Origin of the sequence: Faecalibacterium sp. BIOML-A4 (assembly GCF_009679665.1) — a bacterium.
GTDB classification, from domain to species: domain Bacteria; phylum Bacillota; class Clostridia; order Oscillospirales; family Ruminococcaceae; genus Faecalibacterium; species Faecalibacterium taiwanense.
The window spans coordinates 40,019-60,384 of the sequence record NZ_WKZG01000017.1 but is presented as its reverse complement, the minus strand read 5'-3'; the positions used below and the strand labels follow the sequence as shown (position 1 = coordinate 60,384).

Below are 20,366 nucleotides of genomic sequence, written 5' to 3'. Positions count from 1 at the left end.
TCCTCCGTTCTTTAGTTGAGCAGATACAGCGCCTTGGACAGGCGGTAATTTTTATCACGGATCTCCACATCCGGGGCAAGCTTCGCCTGCATCTGGCGGGATGCCACGATGCCAAGGCGGGTCCAGCCCTTCAGGCTGGAGGTGGTGCGCACCAGACGCAGGGTCATTACCAGCTGGTCTTCGTCCACCGTGCGCAGCTCCACTGCACCATCATATTGTTCGCTGTCGGTCAGTTTGAGGTTGCCCTCCCACTCCATGGGCAGCTCGATATAGCAGTTGGTCTCTTCGTCCAGCAGCCCGAAGCTTTTTTCCGGGTGCGGGCTGGTATAGTCCATCCACACGATAAAATCCATGCGGCGGCTCTGGCTCATGTTCAGCAGGCCCGCTTCGTCCGGCTGGGTGGGGATCTCCACGATGCCGTCGCCGTCCAGATCCTGACTGACCAGACTGGGCACATTGCGCAGGGATGCGGTGTAAAGCTTTTCGGTGCTGATCTGATCGGCAGGCACCATCTGCTGCGTGTCCTCGTCAAAACGCAGCAGCACGCTGGCCAGATTGTTGCCGGAAATGCCGGTCCAGCCATCCAGCACCAGATAATGCCTGCCGTCCGCACCCACACCCGCCGCCACCGAGGCGCAGCCGGCGAACCGATTGGCGGAAAGGCCCATAACAGCCACCTGCTGGAAGCTGCCCTCTTTATCCACGGTCAGCAGTTCGATCTGCACGCCGCCGTCCTCCAGCGTAGACATCAGGATCAGGTCCTGATTGCCGCCGCCGGTGATATCCTCCACCAGATACTGCTGGTACTGCTGCTCCAGGATCGTGGAAAGCACGCCGTCGGTGTAGGAATACACAGCCAGATAATGGTCGCCCTGTGCCGCTGTATAACCCACCACCAGTTGGGTGGCATCGCCGGGCTGCAGCTGGGCCAGCCCCACCGACTCTACCGTGTCCGCAAGGCCCTCTACGTTCTGGCGCACATGCCAGATGTCGGCATCATCCTTCTGCAGGATGGCAATGCACACGTTGGAGCTTTGGGCGGTGGTGTAAAGCACGGCGGCATCCTGCCTGCCGTCACCGTCCAGATCCTGCAGCAGGAAAGGCGAAAGCAGGTCGCCCTGCATGGGATATTTGAGCTGTGCGCTCTCCCCCAGCCAGTCGTTCAGGGCAGTCTGCACATCGCCGTAATCGCCGGAAAGCTTGGGCGCACGCAGAAGCTCCTCCACCTGCACCTGTTCGCCGGGCATGCTGCAGCCTGCCAGAAGCAGGCACAGCAGCACGCAAGCCAACCACCAGCCAAAATGATTCGGATGTTTCAACCGCTGCGCCTCCTCTGTGTGGAAAACTTGTCCGGCCAAAGGCCGAAAACATGCTATTGTCAGTATACCACGGGCCGGGCGCAATTCCAACACCCGAAAACGAGAAAAGGGGCTGCCGCACCACATTTGGTGCAGCAGCCCTTTTGGGGTCCTGATTTTTATTCTTCGGTCTTGTCAAACAAGCCTTTTTCTTTTGCGGCGTTCCAGGTCAGGCAGGTGCGCAGCTTGCTGACGGGGAAGGCCGGGTGGAATTTATTGTTGTCCGCATCGTCCTTCATCAGATCCTGCTCCACTGCCCAGCGGGCGGCCTTTTGTGCGTCGGTATCGCCCTCGTCGATGTCGCTGTAGAGGGCGGTGCTTACAGGCTCAGGCTTCCCGGCGTGCTCCCACAGCAGCTCGGCCAGCTCGATACGGTTGGAGGGCATGGGGATGCCGGGCATATTGATGACGCGGTAGATGCCGGTGCCGGCTTCGTAAGCGATGACGCCTACGGCAGCACCCACGACCACAGCAGAGATTGCGCCCTGAATGTTGTCGGTGCCGCTCCCGCCTGCAGGGGCATCGGGCACGGCGGTCTCCCGCTGATAGCCGCACACTTTGCAGACGCCACCCTCGTCAAAGTCGTGCGCGGCCTTCGTCTCTGTCACGCTTTCCTCCGGCTCCGGGCAATCGGAGTCGGTGCACTTCTTCCAGTGGTCGGTCTCGTCACGGAGCCAGTCGCCGTAGTGGTGGGTGTGGTGGGTCACGTTCAGCGTAAATTTGGCCTTTATGCTATCACCACTGGCGTACGTGCCGCAATTGTAGGTATAGGTGACCTCTGTTGCATCTGGGTCAACGGTCAGGATGTTGCTTTCCGCATCAAAACTGCCGCCTTGCGATTCCTCGACCTTGGATGCATCGAAGTTGCCCGGCAGCTTGCTCAGTCGATAGCGGTTGTCAGCCACTACGATGTCATAACTGTTAGAGTAGGTATGAAATCGGTCGTAACGAGATTGGTCGATGGCGTTGCTGCCGATAATATTAAGCGAGGTCAGCCGGTTCTCACTGCAGTTCAAATACATCAGGTTCGGGTGGTTTCCCAGGACCAGTACACTCAGCTGACACGCATCGCAGTACAGCTTCTCCAGCGCCGAACAGCTGCTGACATCCAGTTCACTCAGCAGCCGATCACCCTCGCAGCTCAGCGTCTTCAGCGCCGGACAGTTGCTGACATTCAGTGCAGTCAGCGGATTATGATAGCTGCTCAGATCCTCCAGCGCCGGATGGTTGCTGACATCCAGTGCACTCAGCTGATTCTCATCGCAGTCCAGCGACTTCAGCTCCGAATTGTTGCTCACGTCCAATTCCGTCAGCAGATTACGCCGGCAGCTCAGCGTCTTCAACGAGGTAAAATATTCAATGCCCTTCAGGCTTTTGATCTTTTCATCGTCCGTCACGCCGGAATAACTCTTGTCGCAATTCAGATCTGTGACCTTCGCAAGTTCGATCTGGCTCAGTTTGCCATCCTTGTCGCGGTCATACTTTTTTACAAATTCGCGGAAGTTCGAGTCCGGAAAATGTTCTTCGTCGATCGCAACGTCCCTGGTCACGTCCCCGGTCTCCTCGCTCTGTGCGGCGGCAGTTTCCTGTGGACTTACCTCTGCCACCCCGGAAGCAAATGCACTCATGGGGAGAACAGTCACCGTCATGCACACCGCAAGGGCTGCACTGAGAAGTCTCGTACTCTTTTTTCTCATGTTCTCTTCCTCTTTTCGTTTGTTATTTTGCAGGCACCCACCCCAAAAGGCACCGTCTGCATTTTAAGTTTACCCCCCCCCCCATACAACATATCAAGAGGCATTTTGCTAGAAAATAGGTTCGAGTTTTTAGTGGACTTGTTGAAATGTTTGCGGTTTGGCCCGCTATTCCCGGGAACATTCAGAAGCAATGAAAATGCCACGCAAAAAAAGCCCTCTCCCATTGCTGGGAAAGGGCTTTTGAACGCTGTATCAAACAGTCAGAGCAGATCAGACGAGCTCCAGAACTGCCATCTCAGCTGCGTCGCCGCGGCGAGCGCCGATCTTGATGATGCGGGTGTAGCCGCCGTTGCGGTCAGCGTACTTGGGGCTGATCTCATCAAACAGCTTCTTTGCAACATCTTCCTTGGTGATATAGGCATAAACCTGACGCTTGGTGTGCAGGTCGCTTGCCTTGCCAAGGCTGATCATCTTCTCGGCCATGGAACGAACGTCCTTAGCGCGAGTGACAGTGGTCTCAATCTTGCCATTCTCTAACAGGTAGGTAACCATAGCGCGCATCATAGCGTTGCGGCTGTCGCTGGTTCTACCGAGCTTTCTGGTACCGGGCATCCCGTTTCACTCCTTAATTATTTTTAGTTATCGTCATCCGTGTTCAGCTTGAAGCCCAGAGAATCCAGCTTTGCCATGACCTCTTCCAGGCTCTTGCGACCGAGGTTGCGGACCTTCATCATCTCGTCCTCGCTCTTGCTGACCAGATCTTCCACCGTGTTGATGCCTGCGCGCTTCAGGCAGTTGAAGGAACGCACGCTCAGATCCAGCTCTTCAATGGTCATTTCCAGAGCCTTTTCCTTGTCGTCGTTGGTCTTCTCCACCATGATCTCAGCGCCGGCTGCCTCATCGGACAGGTTGACGAACAGGTTCAGGTGCTCGGTCAGCACACGGGCAGCCAGAGAAACGGCTTCCTGCGCATTGATCGTGCCATCGGTCCAAACCTCAATGGTCAGCTTGTCATAATCGATCGCCTGGCCAACACGGGTGCTCTCGACGTTGTAGTTCACCTTGAGCACAGGGGTGTAAATGCTGTCAACGGGAAGAGTGTTGATATCGTTCTTCTCGATGATAGCCTGTTTGTTGCGCTCTGCGGGCACATAGCCGCGGCCCTTATCGAAGGTCAGCTCCATGACGAGCTTGCCGCCCTCGCCCAGGGTTGCGATGTGCCACTCAGGGTTCAGAATTTCGATGTCGTCGCCCTGCTTGATGTTGTCAGCGGTGACCTCACAGGGGCCGACTGCCTCAACACGCACTGTCTTCGGACCATCGGTGTACAGCTTTGCAGCAATACCCTTCAGGTTCAGGACAATTTCGGTAACGTCTTCCTTGACGCCCTCAATGGTGGAGAACTCGTGAACCACGCCATCAATCTTGACGCTGGTCACGGCGACACCGGGCAGAGAGGAAAGAAGCACACGACGCAGGCTATTGCCCAGTGTGATGCCAAAGCCACGCTCCAGCGGTTCTGCCACGAATTTGCCGTAGCGGCCGTCCGGGGACAGGCTTGCCGTTTCGATTTTGGGACGTTCAATCTCCATCATATCTATGCCCTCCTTGTCAAACCGGCGCTGCCGCCGGCCCATTATTAAATTCTTTCAAAGAAAAGAATGCGAAAGTGAGCCGTCCACGGGGAAGGCCCAGCCTTCTTAATGGATTACTTGGAGTACAGCTCGACGATGAGGTGCTCTGCGACTTCGTAGTCGATATCGCTGCGCTCGGGCAGCTTTGCGACAACACCCTTCAGAGAACCGGTCTCACGGTTCAGCCATGCGGGCAGAGCAACAACGGGAGCCTCGGGGCCGGTCAGCTTTGCAAACTTTGCAGAGCTGCGGCTGGACTCGCGCACTTCGATCACGTCGCCAGCCTTCACCTGGTAAGAAGGAATGTTGACCTTCTTGCCGTTGACGGTGAAGTGAGCGTGGGACACCAGCTGACGAGCGTCGCGGCGGGTCTGAGCAAAGCCCAGACGGAACACGACGTTGTCCAGACGGCACTCCATGATCTGCAGCAGGTTCTCACCAGTCTTGCCGGGGCGGGCCTCAGCACGCAGGTAAGCATTGTGGAACTGCTTTTCCAGAACGCCGTAGATAAACTTGACCTTCTGCTTCTCCTTCAGCTGAGATGCGTACTCAGACTGCTTCTTGCGCATGTTGCCATTGGAGTTGCGGGTGGTATTCTTCTTTGCATAGCCCATGACCGCAGGAGAAATGCCCAGGGCCTTGCAACGCTTTGCGATAGGCTGCGTATTCTTTGCCATAATTCAATTTCCTCCTTCGATCAGACACGACGGCGCTTCGGGGGACGGCAGCCATTGTGGGGGATGGGAGTCACGTCCTTGATCAGGGTGACTTCCAGGCCGGTAGCCTGCAGCGCACGAATAGCGGACTCACGGCCAGCGCCGGGGCCCTTGACGTAGACCTCAACGGTCTTCATGCCATGCTCGATAGCAACCTTGGCTGCGGTCTCAGCAGCAGACTGGGCTGCGAACGGAGTGCTCTTACGGCTGCCGCGGAAGTTCAGGGAGCCGGAGGAGCACCAAGACACTGCATTACCCTGCAGGTCGGTGATGGTGACAACAGTATTGTTGAAGGTAGACTGGATATGAGCCTGACCAGCAGCAATGTTCTTGCGCTCTTTGCGCTTCATGCGGACATTAGCGCCCTTCTTGGCATTATTTGCACTTGCCATTTCTCAAATCCTCCTTACTTCTTCTTGTTAGCGACAGTGCGCTTGGGACCCTTGCAGGTACGTGCATTGGTCTTGGTACGCTGGCCGCGGCAGGGCAGATTCTTGCGATGGCGGGTGCCACGGAAGGACTGGATCTCAACCAGGCGCTTGATGTCCAGAGCAACGTTGCGGCGCAGGTCGCCTTCAACGATGATGTTAGCCTGATCGATGTAGTCACGGATCTTAGCCTCTTCTTCCAGAGTCAGGTCCTTGACGCGGGTATCGGGGTTGATGCCAGTTGCTTCCAGGATCTTGTTAGCAGTGGTCTGGCCGATACCATAAACGTAGGTGAGACCCACCTGAACGCGCTTCTCGCGGGGCAGGTCAACGCCGGCAATACGTGCCATAGTAGTTTCCTCCAAAAATCATCCCATGTCAGTGTCGGGGTCTGCGCCGGGACTCTACGCACTTGACCCCCAGGCGCCCGAATTAGCCCTGGCGCTGCTTATGCTTGGGGTTCTGGCAGATGACCATCACGCGGCCTTTGCGGCGGATGACCTTGCACTTTTCGCAGATGGGTTTCACGGAAGGCTTGACCTTCATGATGTTGAACCTCCTTTTGGTTGATACCCTGGTGCTTATTTGGAGCGCCAGGTGATGCGGCCCTTAGAAAGATCATAGGGCGACATTTCCACGGTAACCTTGTCCCCGGGCAGGATACGGATGAAATTGGTCCGCAGCTTGCCGGAGATGTGCGCTAAGAGGATGTGACCGCTGGGAGTGAGCTTCCCGGTGTTCTTATCCTCGCTCAACATTTCCACCTTAAAGATGGCGTTGGGCATGGCTTCACGCACAATGCCTTCGATCTCGATAACGTCTTCCTTAGACAAGCTATTTGCCTCCTCATTGGATCTGCTCAGTTTGTCGTTGAACCTGAACCGGTACCTTTGCCTTGGAACCCTGAAAGCGCCGCGGTTTTCACGTGCCTGCGCCCGTTCGACCGCAGCTTGCCGCTTCAGCGTTCTCCAGTTCCAGTGCCGGTCCACAGACGGACAGGCGGCGATGATCGCCACATACTTCATCTTTCGCGGCACAAAATCCGCAAAACGGGCAGAAAATCCCTGTCCGCCGAGGAAGTATCTGGCTTCCACAGCCATTTATAGATTATACACCTTTTGTTGTCAATTTGCAAGAGCTTTTTTCCGTATTTCCGATAAAAAATTCTCGAAATTCAAAAGCTGCCCTTTCTCTCCCCGGTCTTGGTTTTTCTCCACCGCAAAGATGAAACTTTTTCACCAAAAGTTGTCATAATTGCACAAACAGCAGGAATGGTGAGGGAAAAAGGCATCTCGCACAAGGGCAGCAGCCTCGCCCTCTCAGTCAAATCCTACGGATTTGCCAGCTCCCCCAAAGGGGGAGCCCTTGGCAATCCACACAACCTTCATCTTTTTGCCAAGGCCTCTCCCTTTGGGAGAGGTGGATTTGCGAAGCAAAGACGGAGAGGGCGAGCCCGCTAACCAAAAAAGCAGCTGCGACAAGAATACTCCATACGCAAAAGGAGCCACCACACATCATCTGCGCAGCGGCTCCTTTTTTATGATTGCTTACTTCAGGCTGAACTTTTCCGGGTCAAAATCCGGGTCATCCCAGAAGCGGGTCATGATCTCAGTGTGATCCTTCAGGATCGCATTGGAGTGCTCAAAGTGCGCAGCCAGACCACCGTCCTTGGTCTTGACGGTCCAGCCGTCCTTGGACTGGGTGATCTTGCAGTCGTACTGGCAGATCATGGGCTCAATGGCAATGGTCATGCCGGGCACAAGGCGCGGGCCGCGGCCCTGATGGCCGTAGTTGGGCACTTCCGGGTCCTCGTGCAGCTCACGGCCGGTGCCGTGGCCCACGAACTCGCGGACGACCGAGAAACCGGCATCCTCGCAGTAGCTCTGCACGGCATAGCCAATGTCGCCGATGCGGTTGCCGGCCACAGCCTGCTCGATGCCCTTATACAGAGCAGCCTTGGTCACATCCAGCAGGCGCTGTGCTTCCAGATCGACCTTACCCACCGCATAGGTGCAGGCATTGTCGCCGTTGAAGCCGTCGATCTTTGCGCCGGTGTCGATGCTGACGATATCACCGGGACGAATGACGATGTCATGCGAAGGGATACCATGGATGATGGTATCGTTCAGGCTGATGCAGGCCGTGCCCGGAAAGCCATACAGACCCTTGAAATTGGGGGTGCCGCCGTGCTTCACGATGAAGTCGTAGATCAGCTTATCCAATTCCCATGTGGTCATACCTGCTTCGATATGCTCACCGCCGTACTTCAGGGCAGCTGCGCTCAGGGCATTTGCCTTGCGCATGCCGTCCAGCTCTTTCGCATTTTTGATCTGAATCACGATTATGCCTCCAAAGCTTTCATGACTTCAGCCGTGGTCTCCTCGATGGAGGGGCAGAACTTGATCTCTGCCAGCTTGCCGCGGGTACGGTAGAACTCCACCAGCGGCTCGGTCTGCTCATGATATGCTTTCAGACGATCCAGCACGGTGGCAGGCTGGTCGTCCTTGCGGATGACGGTCTTGCCGCCGCACAGGTCGCATACACCCTCGACCTTGCTCTTCTTGTTGACGATGTGGTAGCTTGCGCCGCACTTCTCGCAGACGCGGCGGCCGCTCATGCGGTCAACGATCACATTGTCCTCGACCTGCAGCTCCAGCACCTTGTCGATGCGGATGCCCATGGTCTCGATGGCCTCGGCCTGAGCGATGGTGCGGGGCACACCGTCCAGGATAAAGCCGTTTGCGCAGTCCGGCTGAGCCAGACGCTCTTTCAGGATGCCGATGATGACCTCATCGGGCACCAGAGCGCCAGCGTCCATAAAGCTCTTTGCCTTCAGGCCCATCTCGGTGCCTTCCTTGACAGCAGCGCGCAGAATGTTGCCGGTGCTGATGGAGGGGATGTTCAGCTTGGCGCAGATGATCTCGGCCTGAGTGCCCTTACCAGCACCAGGTGCGCCCAACAGGATCAGATTCATAGGATCATTCCTTTCCTTTGTTAGAGGATGTAAACTCCAAAAAAGTAAAAAAGCACTGAAAAGTTCGAGCGTACTCTCCTTTCCAGTGCTTTCTCACATCTTAATTATTGTGGATCAACCAAGGAAACCCTTGTGGTTGCGCATCGTCATGAAGCTGTCGAGGCTGCGGGTGGTATCAAGTGCCACACCAACCACGATCAGCAGGCTGGTACCGCCCAGCTGGATGCTCATACCGGTCAGGTTGCCCAGAATGATCGGCAGCACAGCCACCGCAGCCAGGAAGATGGCACCGATGAGGGTGATCTTGTTCAGGGTGCGGGTGATGAAATCGCTGGTCGGCTTGCCGGGACGGAAGCCGGGGATTGAGCCGTTGTTGCGGCGCAGATTGTTGGCGATCTCAACGGGGTTGTACTGGATGGCCACATAGAAGTAGTTGAATGCCAGAATCAGCAGCAGGTAGATCACAACGTACAGCCAGGAGGTGTAGTTGAAGGTGTGGAAGAATGCATACCACACCGGGTGTGCCTGCTGGTCGATCTGCAGGAAGCTGCCGATGGTGCCCGGGATGGACACCAGAGCCGAAGCGAAGATGATGGGCATAACGCCGCTCATGTTCAGCTTCAGGGGCAGATAGCTGTTCTGACCGCCCATCTGCTTGCGGCCTACCACGCGCTTTGCGTACTGAATGGTGATGCGGCGCTCTGCGTTGGTCATGACGACCACGAAGACCACAGCCACCAGTGCCAGCACGATCAGCAGCGGCAGGAAGAAGTAGTACTGGGGCTTGCCGGACGCTGCCTGAGTCAGCAGACCCTTGACAGAGGTGTACAGCGAAGACCAGTTGGAGACGATCGAAGCAAAGATGATGAGCGAGACACCGTTGCCGATGCCCTTGTCATCGATCTGCTCACCGCACCATGTGATCAGCTGTGCGCCAGCCACAAAGGTTGCGATGATGACGATGGCGGCAAAGATGCCGGCACCGCCGGAAACGTACTTCAGTGCGCCCATATTGCGGATCACGAAGTAGTAGCCGATGCTCATGATCAGAGCGACCACAGCACCTGCGTACCGGTTGATCTGCTGCAGCTTCTGCTGGCCGTCGGCTTCCTTTGCCAGATTTTCCAGCGCGGGAATTGCCACGGTGAGCAGCTGCACAATAATGGAGGCGTTGATATAGGGTGTCACACCTAACGCGAAGAGCGTGCAACGGGCCAGAGCACCACCGCTCATCATGTTCAGATAGGAGAGCATGTCGCCGTTTGCGAACATCTGCGTCAGCGCAGAGCCGGAAACGAACGGAACGGGGATGGCACAGCCCAGACGGTACACCACGAGGATCGCCAGCGTGAACAGGAGACGATTTTTAAGCTCGGGGATCTTCCATGCGTTACGGAATGTCTGGAACACCTTACATCACCTCAGCCTTTCCGCCTGCCTTCTCGATTTTCTCTTTGGCAGAAGCGGAATAGGCTGCGGCCTTCACGGTCAGAGCCTTGGTCAGCTCGCCGTTGCCCAGAACCTTAACGCCGTCCAGAGTCTTCTTGACCAGACCCTTTGCCTTCAGAGCCTCGGTATCGACGACATCGCCGGCATTGAAAGCAGCTTCCAGATCAGCCACGTTGACGATGGCGTACTGGGTAGCAAAGATGTTGTTAAAGCCAACCTTGGGCAGGCGGCGTGCCAGAGGCATCTGGCCGCCCTCGAAACCAGCGTGCTTCACGCCGGAACGGGCCTTCTGGCCCTTGCTGCCGAAGCCGGCAGTCTTGCCATTGCCGGAGCCAATGCCGCGGCCCTTGCGGGTCACAGCCTTGTTTGCGCCGGGAATCGCGTGCAATTCATGAAGTTTCATTATGCGTATACCCCCTGCTATTAGGCTTCGGTGACGCTGAGCATAAAGCCGATCTTTGCGATCTTGCCCTGCGTAGCGGCATTGTCAGGCTGAACGGTAACGTCGCCCGGCTTCTTCAGGCCCAGAGCCTCAGCGGTAGCAATCTGCTTAGCGCCGCGGCCAATCAGGCTCTTCTTCAGCTCGATCTTGAGCATCTTATCTGCCATGGTTTGTTACCTCCTTAACCCAGAATTTCTTTCACGGTCTTGCCGCGCTTCTCAGCGACAGACTCAGCGCTGACCAGGCCGCACAGACCTGCGAAGGTAGCAGAAACAACGTTGATGGGGTTGTTGGAACGCATAGACTTCGCACGAATGTCCTTGATGCCAGCAGCCTCAATGACGGCACGCACAGGGCCGCCGGCGATCATACCGGTACCAGGTGCAGCCGGCTTGAGCAGAACGGCGCCTGCGCCGTACTTGCCGACGATCTCGTGGGGGATGGTGGTGCCCTTCAGGGCAACCTTGTGCATGTTCTTCTTAGCAGCAGCTTCGCCCTTGCGGATTGCCTCAGGCACTTCGCCGGACTTGCCGATGCCGTAACCAATGGTGCCCTTGCCGTCGCCCACGACAACCAGAGCGGCAAACTTCATGATGCGGCCGCCCTTGACAGTCTTGGAAACGCGGTTGATGGAGACAACCTTGGTGATCATGCCGTCGTCTTCACGGTTTCTCATAGCCATAATGTGTTTCCTCCTCTCATTACAGCTTCAGGCCGCCCTCACGGGCGCCATCAGCCAGGGCCTTAACACGGCCATGATAAACGTAGCCACCACGGTCGAACACGACCTCGGTGATGCCCTTTTCCAGAGCCTTTGCTGCGATCTTCTTGCCGATCTCAGCAGCGGCCTCGACGTTGCCGCCGTTGCCGTTGAAGTCCTTGTCCATAGTAGAAGCCGACACCAGAGTCACGCCCTGCTCATCATCGATGATCTGAGCGTAAATGTGCTTGGCGGAGCGGAAAACATCCAGGCGAGGACGTGCTGCGGTGCCGCTGATCTTGTTACGAACGCGGCGATGACGACGAAGACGAGCTTCGTTCTTGTCGATCTGCTTAACCATTGTCTTTCACTCCTTACCTTATTTCTTGCCCTTGCCGGCCTTGCCTTCTTTGTGCTTGACAACCTCGCCCTCGTAGCGAATGCCCTTGCCCTTGTAAGGCTCGGGCGGCTTCTTGGCGCGGATCTCGGCAGCATACTGGCCGACCTTCTGCTTGTCAATACCGGTAACGGTGAAGTGGTTGGGATCCTGCCACACGATGGTGCAGTCCTCAGTATCAGGAATGTTCACCTGATGAGAGAAGCCCAGGTTCATGACCAGGTTGGAGCCCTGCTTCTGGCAGCGCAGGCCGACGCCCACGATCTCCAGCTTCTTCTCGTAGCCGTTCACAACACCGTTCACCATGTTGGCGATGTTGGTACGGGTCAGGCCGTGCAGGCTGCGGGCCTGGGGTTCGTCATTGGGGCGGGTAACCAGAACTTCATTGCCCTCGACCTTGACGGTCATCAGGGGATGATAGTTGGAATTCAGGCTGCCCTTGGGGCCCTTGACGGCGACGTGATGTGCTGCCTCATCGACAGTGACAGTAACGCCGGCAGGAATGACGATGGGTTTTCTTCCAATTCTCGACATTGTCTTTTACCCCTTTCTTACCACACGTAGGCCAGGACTTCGCCGCCGACGTGTGCAGCACGTGCAGCCTTATCAGTCATGATGCCCTTAGAGGTGGAAATGATTGCGGTGCCCAGGCCCTTCATGACCTTGGGCATATCCTCGCAGTTGGTGTAGATGCGCAGGCCGGGCTTGGACACGCGGCGCAGACCAGCGATAACGGGCTCGCCGTTAGCCTGATACTTCAGGGTGACAACGATGGTGCCCTGAACGGTGTCGTTCTTGACCTGCATGCCCTTGATGTAGCCCTCGTCAACCAGAATCTGGCAGATAGCCTTCTTCATGTTGGAAGCGGGGATCTCCACAGAAGGGTGTTTGGCAGTGCTAGCGTTGCGGATGCGAGTCAGCAGGTCCGCGATAGGATCAGTAATCTGCATTTGCCACTAACCTCCTTAGATTAGCTCTCGTTTGTTTTATAATGATACCGCCCCGAAACATCGTTGCCCCGGGGCGGATATCCGACAAATTATCCGGCCCTCTGGCTTGATTACCAGGAAGCCTTCTTCACGCCCGGGATCTCGCCCTTGTAGGCCAGCTCACGGAAGCACACACGGCACACGCCGTACTTGCGCAGCACGGAGTGGGGACGGCCGCAGATGCGGCAGCGGGTGTATGCACGGGTAGAGAACTTAGCAGGACGAGACTGCTTCAGCTTCATAGACAGTTTAGCCATTGTAGAAATCTCCTCCCTTAGTTGTTCTCTGCGAACGGAGCGCCCAGAGCCTTCAGCAGCTCCTTGCCCTCTTCGTCAGTCTTGGCAGTGGTGACAAAGCAGACATCCATGCCGCGGACTGCATCGACCTTCTCGAAGTCGATCTCGGGGAAGATGATCTGCTCCTTGATGCCGCATGCAAAGTTGCCGCGGCCATCAAAACCGTTGCCGTTGATGCCGCGGAAGTCGCGGACACGGGGCAGTGCGATGTTGAAGAAGCGATCGACGAACTCATACATACGCTCACCGCGCAGGGTGACCTTGCAGCCGATGGGAGTGCCCTGGCGCAGCTTGAAGTTAGCAACGCTCTTCTTGGCACGGCACACAACTGCCTTCTGGCCAGTGATCTGGCCCAGATCCTTCATGACAGCTTCCAGGATCTTCTCGTTGTCCTTGGCTTCGCCGCAGGCAACGTTGATGACGACCTTGTCCAGCTTGGGGATCTGCATAACGCTCTTGTAACCGAACTTGGAGTTCAGAGCAGGAGCAATTTCATTGACATACTGTTCTTTCAAACGAGCCATTGTTCCTTACTCCTTTCTTACAGCTCAGCGCCGCACTTCTTGCAGACGCGAACCATCTTGCCGTCCTTCTCGACGTGGCCCACACGCACGGCCTTGCCGCACTTGGGGCAGATGGGCATGACCTTGGATGCGTACATAGCACCCTCAGCCTTGACGATGCCGCCCTGCTCGCCCTGACGACGAGGCTTGACGTGCTTGGTAACCATGTTCTGGCCCTCAACGATGACCTTGTTCTCAGAGGGGCTGACCTGCAGGACCTTACCAGTGTGGCCCTTGTCCTTGCCGCTGATGATCATAACGTTGTCGCCGGTTTTAACATGAAGATTATTCATTTTTAAAACCTCCTTACAGCGATTCCGGAGCCAGGCTCAGGATCTTGGTGTAGCCGGCATCACGCAGCTCACGAGCAACGGGTCCAAAGATACGGGTACCCTTGGGGCTCTTGTCGGCCATGACGATAACGGCGGCGTTCTCATCGAAACGGATGTAGGAGCCGTCGTCGCGGCGCACGCCATGCTTGCTGCGCACGATGACAGCCTTCACAACGTCGCCCTTCTTAACGGAGCCGCCGGGGGCTGCCTTCTTGACAGAGCAGACCACGACGTCACCAATGTTTGCGTATCTCTTGCGGGTGCCGCCCAGCACGCGGAAGCACATCAGCTCCTTGGCACCGGTGTTGTCGGCAACTTTGAGATAAGTTTGCATCTGAACCATATCAGATATCTCCTTTCAAACTGTTCAAAGCAGCGGGCAAATTACTTTGCCTTCTCAACGATACGGACCAGGCGCCAGCGCACATCCTTGGACAGGGGGCGGCACTCCATGATCTCAACACGGTCACCGATGCCGCACTCGTTCTGCTCATCACGAGCCTTGAACTTGGCGGTACGCTTCAGGATCTTCTTGTACAGGGGGTGCTGCACGCTATCCTTAACGGCAACCACGATGGTCTTATCCATCTTGTCGGACACGACGACGCCGACGCGGGTCTTTCTCAGATTACGTTCTTCCATCGTTTAACCTCCTTACTGCTTCTCAGCCAGAACGGTCATCACGCGGGCGATGTCCTTCTTGACTGCTTCGATGCGGCCGGGGTTCTCCAGCTGGTTGATGGCATGCTGGAAGCGCAGGTTAAACAGCTCGGCCTTCAGGTCTGCCAGCTTGCTGGTCAGCTCTGCGGTCTGCATTTCGCGGAGTTCATTAGCCTTCATTGGTGCCATCCTCCTTCACGGAGTCCTCACGGACAACAAATTTGCACTTGATGGGCAGCTTGTGCATAGCCAGGCGCAGAGCCTCACGAGCAGTTGCCTCATCGACATCTGCCAGCTCGAACAGAACGCGGCCGGGCTTCACAACAGCGACCCAGTATTCGGGAGAGCCTTTACCGGAACCCATGCGGGTCTCAGCGGGCTTTTCAGTCACGGGCTTATCGGGGAAGATCTTGATCCACACCTTGCCGCCACGCTTGATGTAACGAGTCATGGCAACACGAGCAGCCTCGATCTGGGTGGAAGAGATCCATGCCGGCTCCAGAGCAACAAGGCCGTACTGGCCCTGGCACACCACGTTGCCGCGGGTAGCCTTGCCGGTCATGCGGCCGCGCTGGACGCGGCGGTACTTAACACGCTTAGGCAGTAACATTACTTGTTGCCTCCTTCCTTCTTCTGAGCGGTCTTAGCGCTCTTCAGGACTTCGCCCTTGTAGACCCACACCTTGACGCCGATGCGGCCGTAGGTGGTAGCAGCCTCTGCAAAGCCGTAGTCAATGTCAGCACGCAGGGTCTGCAGGGGAATGGTGCCCTCGTGATAGCTCTCGGTACGAGCGATATCAGCGCCGCCCAGACGGCCGGAGCACATTGCCTTGATGCCCTTTGCGGGAACGGTTGCGCGATCGCGGGGGCTCATGGCATTGCGCATGCACTGCTTCATGGCACGACGGAAGGTCACGCGGTTCTCCAGCTGACGAGCGATATCCTCAGCAACCAGCTGAGCGTTGGTAGCAGCGCTCTTGACCTCGATGACATTGACGATGACAGTCTTGCCATACTCTTTGGTCAGCTTGTTCTGCAGAGCAACGCGCTCTTCGCCGCCCTTGCCGATGACCATGCCGGGCTTAGCGCAGTAGATGTTGACAGTTACGCGAGGAGCGGAAGTGGACGGGTCCACAGTACGCTCGATCTCGATCTTGGGCACACCAGCATCCTTCAGCTGAGCCTTCAGCTCAGTGCGGATCTTGTGGTCCTCGACGAGGTTATCGCTGAAATCCTTCTTGGAGGCAAACCAGCGGCTGTCCCAGTCTTTAATAACGCCGACACGAATGCCGTGCGGATTTACTTTCTGGCCCATTGTTTTCCCTCCTTACTCTTTCTCTTTCAGAACAACGGTCATGTGGCTGGTGCGCTTCAGGATGCGGTAGCCGCGGCCCTGTGCACGAGGCATCATGCGCTTCAGCGTCGGGCCGGGGCAGACGTAGCACTCGGCGACGTAGAGGTTGTTCTTGTCCATATTGAAGTTGTTTTCCGCATTAGCGGCTGCAGACTTCACCAGCTTCAGAAGGGGCTCACAAGCTGCCTTCGGGGTGTACTGCAGGATTGCCAGCGCTTCGTCCAGGGGCTTGTTACGGATCAGATCCATAACGATAGACACCTTACGAGGACTAATGCGGGCATAACGAAGAATTGCCCGAGCTTCCATGTTGTGTTCCTCCCTCTATTACTTAGAATTACCAGTGTGGCCCTTGAAGGTACGGGTGGGAACGAACTCACCCAGCTTGTGGCCAACCATGTCCTCAGTCACATACACAGGCACATGCTTGCGGCCGTCGTGGACGGCAAAGGTGTGACCAACGAATTCGGGGAAGATCGTGGAGGCGCGGCTCCAGGTCTTGATGACCTGCTTCTTGCCGGAAGCGTTCATCGCTTCAACGTGCTTCATAAGAGCAGCCTGGACGAAAGGTCCTTTTTTAATGCTTCTACCCATTGTCTTAAACTCCTCTCTTACTTACCTGCACGCTTCACGATCAGCTTATCGGAGCGCTTATGATGCTTGCGAGTCTTGAGACCCAGAGCGGGCTTGCCCCAGGGAGTCATAGGACCGGAGTGACCAACAGGTGCGCGGCCCTCGCCACCACCGTGGGGATGGTCGCAGGGGTTCATGACGGTACCACGGCTGCCGGGACGCACGCCCATGTGGCGCTTGCGGCCAGCCTTGCCCAGGTTGACGTTCTCGTGGTCGATGTTGGAAACCTGACCGATGACTGCGGTGCAGTTCACGGGCACGTTGCGCATCTCACCGGAGGGCAGACGAACCAGAGCGTAGCCATTTTCCTTAGCCATCAGCTGAGCCATGTTGCCAGCGGAACGAACCAGCTGAGCGCCGCGGCCGGGATACAGCTCGATGTTGTGGATGATGGTACCGACGGGGATGTTCTCGAAGGGCAGGCAGTTGCCGGGCTTGATATCGGCAGACTTGCTGCTGATGACCACATCGCCCACCTTCAGGCCATCGGGAGCAATGATGTAGCTCTTGACGCCATCGGTGTACTCGACCAGAGCGATGAATGCGCTGCGGTTCGGATCGTACTCGAGAGTCTTGACGGTAGCGGGCATATCGGTCTTCTGACGCTTGAAGTCGATGACACGATACTTGGTGCGGTTGCCGCCGCCCTGATGACGGACGGTGATGCGGCCGGTGTTGTTGCGGCCGCTGTGCTTCTTCATGGGCTCCAGCAGGCTGCGCTCGGGAGCGACCTTAGACAGGACGCTGTAATCCGTGACGGTCATGCCGCGGCGGCCCGGAGTAGTGGGGCCATACTTCTTGATAGCCATAGTGCTATTCTCCTTTGTTTATCTTATGAATTATTATCGGGGTCATATCCCCATAGAGGAACCCTCGGCGGGTTCGGCTTAGACCATGCTGTTGAAGAACTCGATCTCCTTGGAGTCCTTGGTCAGGGTCACGATAGCCTTCTTGGATGCAGCGGTGTAACCGGCGTGCATGCCCTGGCGGCGGAAACGGCCGCGCACAGAGATGGTGTTGACCTTTGCGACCTTAGCGCCCGGGAACAGGACCTCAACGGCCTGAGCGATCTCGACCTTGGTAGCATCGGTAGCGACCTTGAAGGTGTACTTCTTGTCAGCGATGCCAGCCATGGAGTTCTCGGTAATGACCGGCTTCAGGATGATATCATGTGCGGTTTTCATTAGCCAAGCACCTCCTCGAGCTTCTTAGCTGCGTCGACGCTGATGATCAGCTTGTCGGCGTTCAGCACATCGTAGGTGTTCACGCTGCCTGCGAAGGTGGTCTTCACACCGGCAATGTTGCCAGCGCTCTTGACGAACTTTGCATCGACAGTCTCATTGACCAGCAGGTTCTTCTTGCCGGCGCCAACAGCGTTCAGCATTGCAACCACGGTCTTGGTCTTGTACTCATCGCAAGCGAACTTGTCAACAACGACCATGTTGCCATTGGCAGCCTTGTCGGACAGAACGCTCAGCAGAGCCAGGCGCTTGACCTTGTTGTTGATGTGGTAGTTGTAGCTGCGGGGCTTGGGGCCCAGAGCGACGCCGCCGTGAGTCCACTGCGGTGCACGGATGGAACCCTGACGAGCGTGGCCGGTGCCCTTCTGACGCCAGGGCTTCTTGCCGCCGCCGGAAACTTCCATGCGGATCTTGGTGTTCTGGGTGCCCTGACGCTGGTTGGCCAGGAAGTTCACCACAGCAATGTGGACAGCCTTCTCGTTCGGGGTGATACCGAACACGGCGTCGGAAAGCTCGATCTCGCTAACATGCTGACCGTTCATATCGACTACGTTAAACTTTGCCATTGTAGCTTTCCTCCTTACGCCTTCACGCTGTTGGCCAGAGTGATGATGGTGCCCTTGGAACCGGGGACCGCACCCTTGACAGCGATCAGATTGTTCTCGGTGTCAACCTTGACAACAGTCAGGTTCTGCACGGTGACGCGCACAAAGCCCATGTGGCCGGGCAGGCGCTTGCCGGGGAACACGCGAGCAGGGGTAGAAGTGGAACCGTTAGAACCTGCATGACGAGCAACAGGACCGGTGCCGTGGCTCTCACGCAGACGGTGCTGACCGTAGCGCTTGATAACGCCCTGGTAGCCCTTGCCCTTGGAAACGCCCACAACGTCCACCTTGTCGCCCTCTGCGAAGACATCAGCCTTCAGCACGTCGCCAACGTTCATTGCGGAAACATCTTCCAGACGGAACTCGCGCAGGGTCTTCTTGGGGGCAACGTTTGCCTTCTTGAAGTGGCCTGCAGCTGCCTTGTTGACCTTCTTGGCGGAAACCTCGCCGAAGCCCAGCTGAACAGCCTGGTAGCCATCGCTCTCGACGGTCTTCTTCTGCACGACGGTGCAGGGACCAGCCTCGATGACGGTGACGGGAACGACCTTGCCGTTCGCGTCGAACAGCTGGGTCATACCGACTTTCTTGCCGATAATGCCTTTAACCATTTTCTTTTCCTCCTGTAAAGGTTATTGGTTGGCAGCGCACGTCACTGCCAACATGACCCCTCGGGAAACGAGGGCATCGAATTTGATCGAGTGTCTTTTACAGCTTGATCTCGATGTCCACGCCAGCGGGGAGCTGGAGGCTCATCAGAGCCTCGACCGTCTTGTTGGACGGCTTCAGAATGTCGATCAGACGCTTATGAGTGCGGCTCTCGAACTGCTCGCGGCTATCCTTGTACTTGTGGGTAGCGCGCAGAACGGTAACGATCTCACGATCGGTGGGCAGGGGGATGGGGCCGGACACGCGTGCACCGGTGTGCTTTGCGGTCTCCACGATCTTCTCTGCTGCGGCATCGATCAGCTGAGCATCATAGCTCTGCAGACGGATTCTGATTTTCTCTTTGACTGCCATTGCTTACGCCTCCTGAAAAAATTGATTTTGCCCTAGGCGAGCCGATAAATTGCTCTACACAGTTCCGGGTGTTCCTCGATTTGGCACTATAAAAACCGGTGAACCGCATGGCAGTTCTCCCGGAAACATATTAGCAAATCAAATCCGAACATTGGTTCCGCCCGTTTCGCAGAGGAGTAACTTCTCTGCCGAGGGAACGTATTCCATCGCTGTCAGTAATTCTTTCGCCCGGTTCTAAGATCGGACATACTCCGCGGAAATAACCCATCGCAGCTATCGCCGGATGACAACCTCCCGCATCTACGCATATCGCTGGCCTGCACGACTTGTATCGCACAAGCCCTTTGCAGCCGAGAGTTATTCTATCACACCTTCGTGCATTTGGCAAGTGTTTTTTAGAAAAAAGAACGAATTTTCTTTTTTATTTTCTCCGTTTTGTCAAAGCGCGCATTTTCTGTGCAAGATGCACAATCCGCAGGCTTTTCTGCCGGTGGAAAACTCCCCTACCCCGCTTTTGCAGAGGTAGTATGGACGGTTTTGCTGCGGATTATACCTATTATACAAGGGGAAGCGGCCTCACCCTCTCAGTCACTTCGTGACAGCTCTCCCAAAGGGAGAGCCCTTGGCAGTCCACGCAAACTTCATCTCTTTGCCAAGGCCTCTCCCCTTGGGAGAGATGGATGCGAACGTAGTGAGCAGATGGAGAGGGCGAGGCTGCTTTCCTGCCGCGCTGCTGCTTCCGCAGGAAGCAGGCGCTGCAGATGCCGGTCGCCTTTACGACCCCACCCGTGAAAATGGCATACCGGAGCGTCCGCAGACGCTCCGGTATGCCGAAAATATAAATAATTCTTCCGCTGAAGACGGCCAGAGCAAAGCGGAGGC

General features: G+C 56.5%; 33 protein-coding genes. All 33 read right to left on the bottom strand.

The window, feature by feature from the left end:
- Positions 1–11: 11 nt before the first annotated feature.
- Positions 12–1,319 carry a hypothetical protein gene (locus tag GKG34_RS11940; protein WP_243139260.1) on the bottom strand — a complete coding sequence of 436 codons (1,308 nt, stop codon included), beginning with the start codon at positions 1,317–1,319 and terminating at the stop codon, positions 12–14.
- Between the two features lie 158 nt (positions 1,320–1,477).
- Positions 1,478–3,055, bottom strand: coding sequence for a leucine-rich repeat domain-containing protein (locus GKG34_RS11935; RefSeq protein WP_154256317.1), 1,578 nt, complete (start codon positions 3,053–3,055; stop codon positions 1,478–1,480).
- 270 nt (positions 3,056–3,325) lie between these two features.
- On the bottom strand, positions 3,326–3,667 hold the full coding sequence (gene rplQ / locus GKG34_RS11930) for a 50S ribosomal protein L17 (RefSeq protein WP_005921819.1): 342 nt from the start codon (positions 3,665–3,667) through the stop codon (positions 3,326–3,328).
- Positions 3,668–3,690: 23 nt separating this feature from the next.
- Positions 3,691–4,650 (bottom strand): DNA-directed RNA polymerase subunit alpha, encoded by a 960-nt coding sequence (locus tag GKG34_RS11925; protein WP_044953267.1) that lies wholly within the window; start codon positions 4,648–4,650, stop codon positions 3,691–3,693.
- Between the two features lie 113 nt (positions 4,651–4,763).
- Complete coding sequence (gene rpsD, locus GKG34_RS11920) at positions 4,764–5,366, bottom strand: 30S ribosomal protein S4 (protein ID WP_005937973.1); 603 nt, start codon at positions 5,364–5,366, stop codon at positions 4,764–4,766.
- Between the two features lie 20 nt (positions 5,367–5,386).
- On the bottom strand, positions 5,387–5,797 hold the full coding sequence (gene rpsK / locus GKG34_RS11915; RefSeq protein WP_005934894.1) for a 30S ribosomal protein S11: 411 nt from the start codon (positions 5,795–5,797) through the stop codon (positions 5,387–5,389).
- A gap of 14 nt (positions 5,798–5,811) precedes the next feature.
- Positions 5,812–6,183: a 30S ribosomal protein S13 gene (gene rpsM / locus GKG34_RS11910; protein WP_005937976.1), complete on the bottom strand. Its 372-nt coding sequence runs from the start codon at positions 6,181–6,183 to the stop codon at positions 5,812–5,814.
- 82 nt (positions 6,184–6,265) lie between these two features.
- Entirely contained in the window at positions 6,266–6,379 is a 114-nt protein-coding gene (gene rpmJ, locus GKG34_RS11905) for a 50S ribosomal protein L36 (RefSeq protein WP_005921832.1), read from the bottom strand.
- A 35-nt stretch (positions 6,380–6,414) separates the two neighbouring features.
- Entirely contained in the window at positions 6,415–6,666 is a 252-nt protein-coding gene (gene infA / locus GKG34_RS11900) for a translation initiation factor IF-1 (protein WP_005937979.1), read from the bottom strand.
- 714 nt (positions 6,667–7,380) lie between these two features.
- Positions 7,381–8,172: a type I methionyl aminopeptidase gene (map, locus tag GKG34_RS11895; RefSeq protein WP_097777145.1), complete on the bottom strand. Its 792-nt coding sequence runs from the start codon at positions 8,170–8,172 to the stop codon at positions 7,381–7,383.
- A 2-nt stretch (positions 8,173–8,174) separates the two neighbouring features.
- The gene (locus tag GKG34_RS11890) at positions 8,175–8,807 is read right to left on the bottom strand and encodes an adenylate kinase (protein ID WP_005937991.1); all 633 of its coding nucleotides are present in this window, start codon (positions 8,805–8,807) and stop codon (positions 8,175–8,177) included.
- Between the two features lie 114 nt (positions 8,808–8,921).
- Positions 8,922–10,217 (bottom strand): preprotein translocase subunit SecY, encoded by a 1,296-nt coding sequence (secY, locus tag GKG34_RS11885; RefSeq protein WP_005937994.1) that lies wholly within the window; start codon positions 10,215–10,217, stop codon positions 8,922–8,924.
- A 1-nt stretch (position 10,218) separates the two neighbouring features.
- Positions 10,219–10,659 (bottom strand): 50S ribosomal protein L15, encoded by a 441-nt coding sequence (gene rplO, locus GKG34_RS11880; RefSeq protein ID WP_005934902.1) that lies wholly within the window; start codon positions 10,657–10,659, stop codon positions 10,219–10,221.
- A gap of 20 nt (positions 10,660–10,679) precedes the next feature.
- Positions 10,680–10,865 carry a 50S ribosomal protein L30 gene (gene rpmD, locus GKG34_RS11875; protein ID WP_005934904.1) on the bottom strand — a complete coding sequence of 62 codons (186 nt, stop codon included), beginning with the start codon at positions 10,863–10,865 and terminating at the stop codon, positions 10,680–10,682.
- 14 nt (positions 10,866–10,879) lie between these two features.
- Complete coding sequence (rpsE, locus tag GKG34_RS11870) at positions 10,880–11,380, bottom strand: 30S ribosomal protein S5 (protein ID WP_005937997.1); 501 nt, start codon at positions 11,378–11,380, stop codon at positions 10,880–10,882.
- Between the two features lie 19 nt (positions 11,381–11,399).
- Positions 11,400–11,759, bottom strand: coding sequence for a 50S ribosomal protein L18 (gene rplR / locus GKG34_RS11865; protein WP_005938000.1), 360 nt, complete (start codon positions 11,757–11,759; stop codon positions 11,400–11,402).
- An 18-nt stretch (positions 11,760–11,777) separates the two neighbouring features.
- On the bottom strand, positions 11,778–12,329 hold the full coding sequence (gene rplF / locus GKG34_RS11860) for a 50S ribosomal protein L6 (RefSeq protein ID WP_005938003.1): 552 nt from the start codon (positions 12,327–12,329) through the stop codon (positions 11,778–11,780).
- Positions 12,330–12,346: 17 nt separating this feature from the next.
- The gene (rpsH, locus tag GKG34_RS11855; protein ID WP_005938007.1) at positions 12,347–12,745 is read right to left on the bottom strand and encodes a 30S ribosomal protein S8; all 399 of its coding nucleotides are present in this window, start codon (positions 12,743–12,745) and stop codon (positions 12,347–12,349) included.
- 110 nt (positions 12,746–12,855) lie between these two features.
- Complete coding sequence (locus GKG34_RS11850; protein ID WP_005921866.1) at positions 12,856–13,041, bottom strand: type Z 30S ribosomal protein S14; 186 nt, start codon at positions 13,039–13,041, stop codon at positions 12,856–12,858.
- A gap of 17 nt (positions 13,042–13,058) precedes the next feature.
- Entirely contained in the window at positions 13,059–13,604 is a 546-nt protein-coding gene (gene rplE / locus GKG34_RS11845) for a 50S ribosomal protein L5 (RefSeq protein WP_005938011.1), read from the bottom strand.
- A 17-nt stretch (positions 13,605–13,621) separates the two neighbouring features.
- The gene (gene rplX / locus GKG34_RS11840) at positions 13,622–13,936 is read right to left on the bottom strand and encodes a 50S ribosomal protein L24 (protein WP_005934911.1); all 315 of its coding nucleotides are present in this window, start codon (positions 13,934–13,936) and stop codon (positions 13,622–13,624) included.
- A gap of 13 nt (positions 13,937–13,949) precedes the next feature.
- Entirely contained in the window at positions 13,950–14,318 is a 369-nt protein-coding gene (gene rplN / locus GKG34_RS11835; protein WP_005938014.1) for a 50S ribosomal protein L14, read from the bottom strand.
- A 41-nt stretch (positions 14,319–14,359) separates the two neighbouring features.
- Positions 14,360–14,617 carry a 30S ribosomal protein S17 gene (gene rpsQ / locus GKG34_RS11830; RefSeq protein WP_005938017.1) on the bottom strand — a complete coding sequence of 86 codons (258 nt, stop codon included), beginning with the start codon at positions 14,615–14,617 and terminating at the stop codon, positions 14,360–14,362.
- 12 nt (positions 14,618–14,629) lie between these two features.
- On the bottom strand, positions 14,630–14,815 hold the full coding sequence (gene rpmC / locus GKG34_RS11825; protein ID WP_005921879.1) for a 50S ribosomal protein L29: 186 nt from the start codon (positions 14,813–14,815) through the stop codon (positions 14,630–14,632).
- The gene (gene rplP, locus GKG34_RS11820; protein WP_005938020.1) at positions 14,805–15,245 is read right to left on the bottom strand and encodes a 50S ribosomal protein L16; all 441 of its coding nucleotides are present in this window, start codon (positions 15,243–15,245) and stop codon (positions 14,805–14,807) included. The genes rpmC and rplP overlap by 11 nt, the downstream gene beginning before the upstream one ends.
- A complete protein-coding gene (gene rpsC / locus GKG34_RS11815; RefSeq protein WP_005938023.1) occupies positions 15,245–15,949 on the bottom strand; it encodes a 30S ribosomal protein S3 in 705 nt (234 codons plus the stop codon). The genes rplP and rpsC overlap by 1 nt, the downstream gene beginning before the upstream one ends.
- A 12-nt stretch (positions 15,950–15,961) precedes the next feature.
- Positions 15,962–16,297, bottom strand: a complete 336-nt coding sequence (gene rplV, locus GKG34_RS11810) for a 50S ribosomal protein L22 (protein ID WP_005921882.1) — start codon at positions 16,295–16,297, stop codon at positions 15,962–15,964.
- Between the two features lie 18 nt (positions 16,298–16,315).
- On the bottom strand, positions 16,316–16,582 hold the full coding sequence (rpsS, locus tag GKG34_RS11805; protein ID WP_005921883.1) for a 30S ribosomal protein S19: 267 nt from the start codon (positions 16,580–16,582) through the stop codon (positions 16,316–16,318).
- Between the two features lie 17 nt (positions 16,583–16,599).
- On the bottom strand, positions 16,600–17,430 hold the full coding sequence (gene rplB / locus GKG34_RS11800) for a 50S ribosomal protein L2 (RefSeq protein ID WP_005938027.1): 831 nt from the start codon (positions 17,428–17,430) through the stop codon (positions 16,600–16,602).
- Positions 17,431–17,508: 78 nt separating this feature from the next.
- Positions 17,509–17,805: a 50S ribosomal protein L23 gene (gene rplW / locus GKG34_RS11795; protein ID WP_005938030.1), complete on the bottom strand. Its 297-nt coding sequence runs from the start codon at positions 17,803–17,805 to the stop codon at positions 17,509–17,511.
- On the bottom strand, positions 17,805–18,428 hold the full coding sequence (rplD, locus tag GKG34_RS11790; RefSeq protein ID WP_005938033.1) for a 50S ribosomal protein L4: 624 nt from the start codon (positions 18,426–18,428) through the stop codon (positions 17,805–17,807). Before rplD ends, rplW begins: the two co-directional genes overlap by 1 nt.
- Positions 18,429–18,442: 14 nt before the next feature.
- Positions 18,443–19,075 (bottom strand): 50S ribosomal protein L3, encoded by a 633-nt coding sequence (gene rplC, locus GKG34_RS11785; RefSeq protein ID WP_005938036.1) that lies wholly within the window; start codon positions 19,073–19,075, stop codon positions 18,443–18,445.
- 97 nt (positions 19,076–19,172) lie between these two features.
- Entirely contained in the window at positions 19,173–19,484 is a 312-nt protein-coding gene (gene rpsJ / locus GKG34_RS11780; RefSeq protein WP_005934923.1) for a 30S ribosomal protein S10, read from the bottom strand.
- Positions 19,485–20,366: the final 882 nt, after the last annotated feature.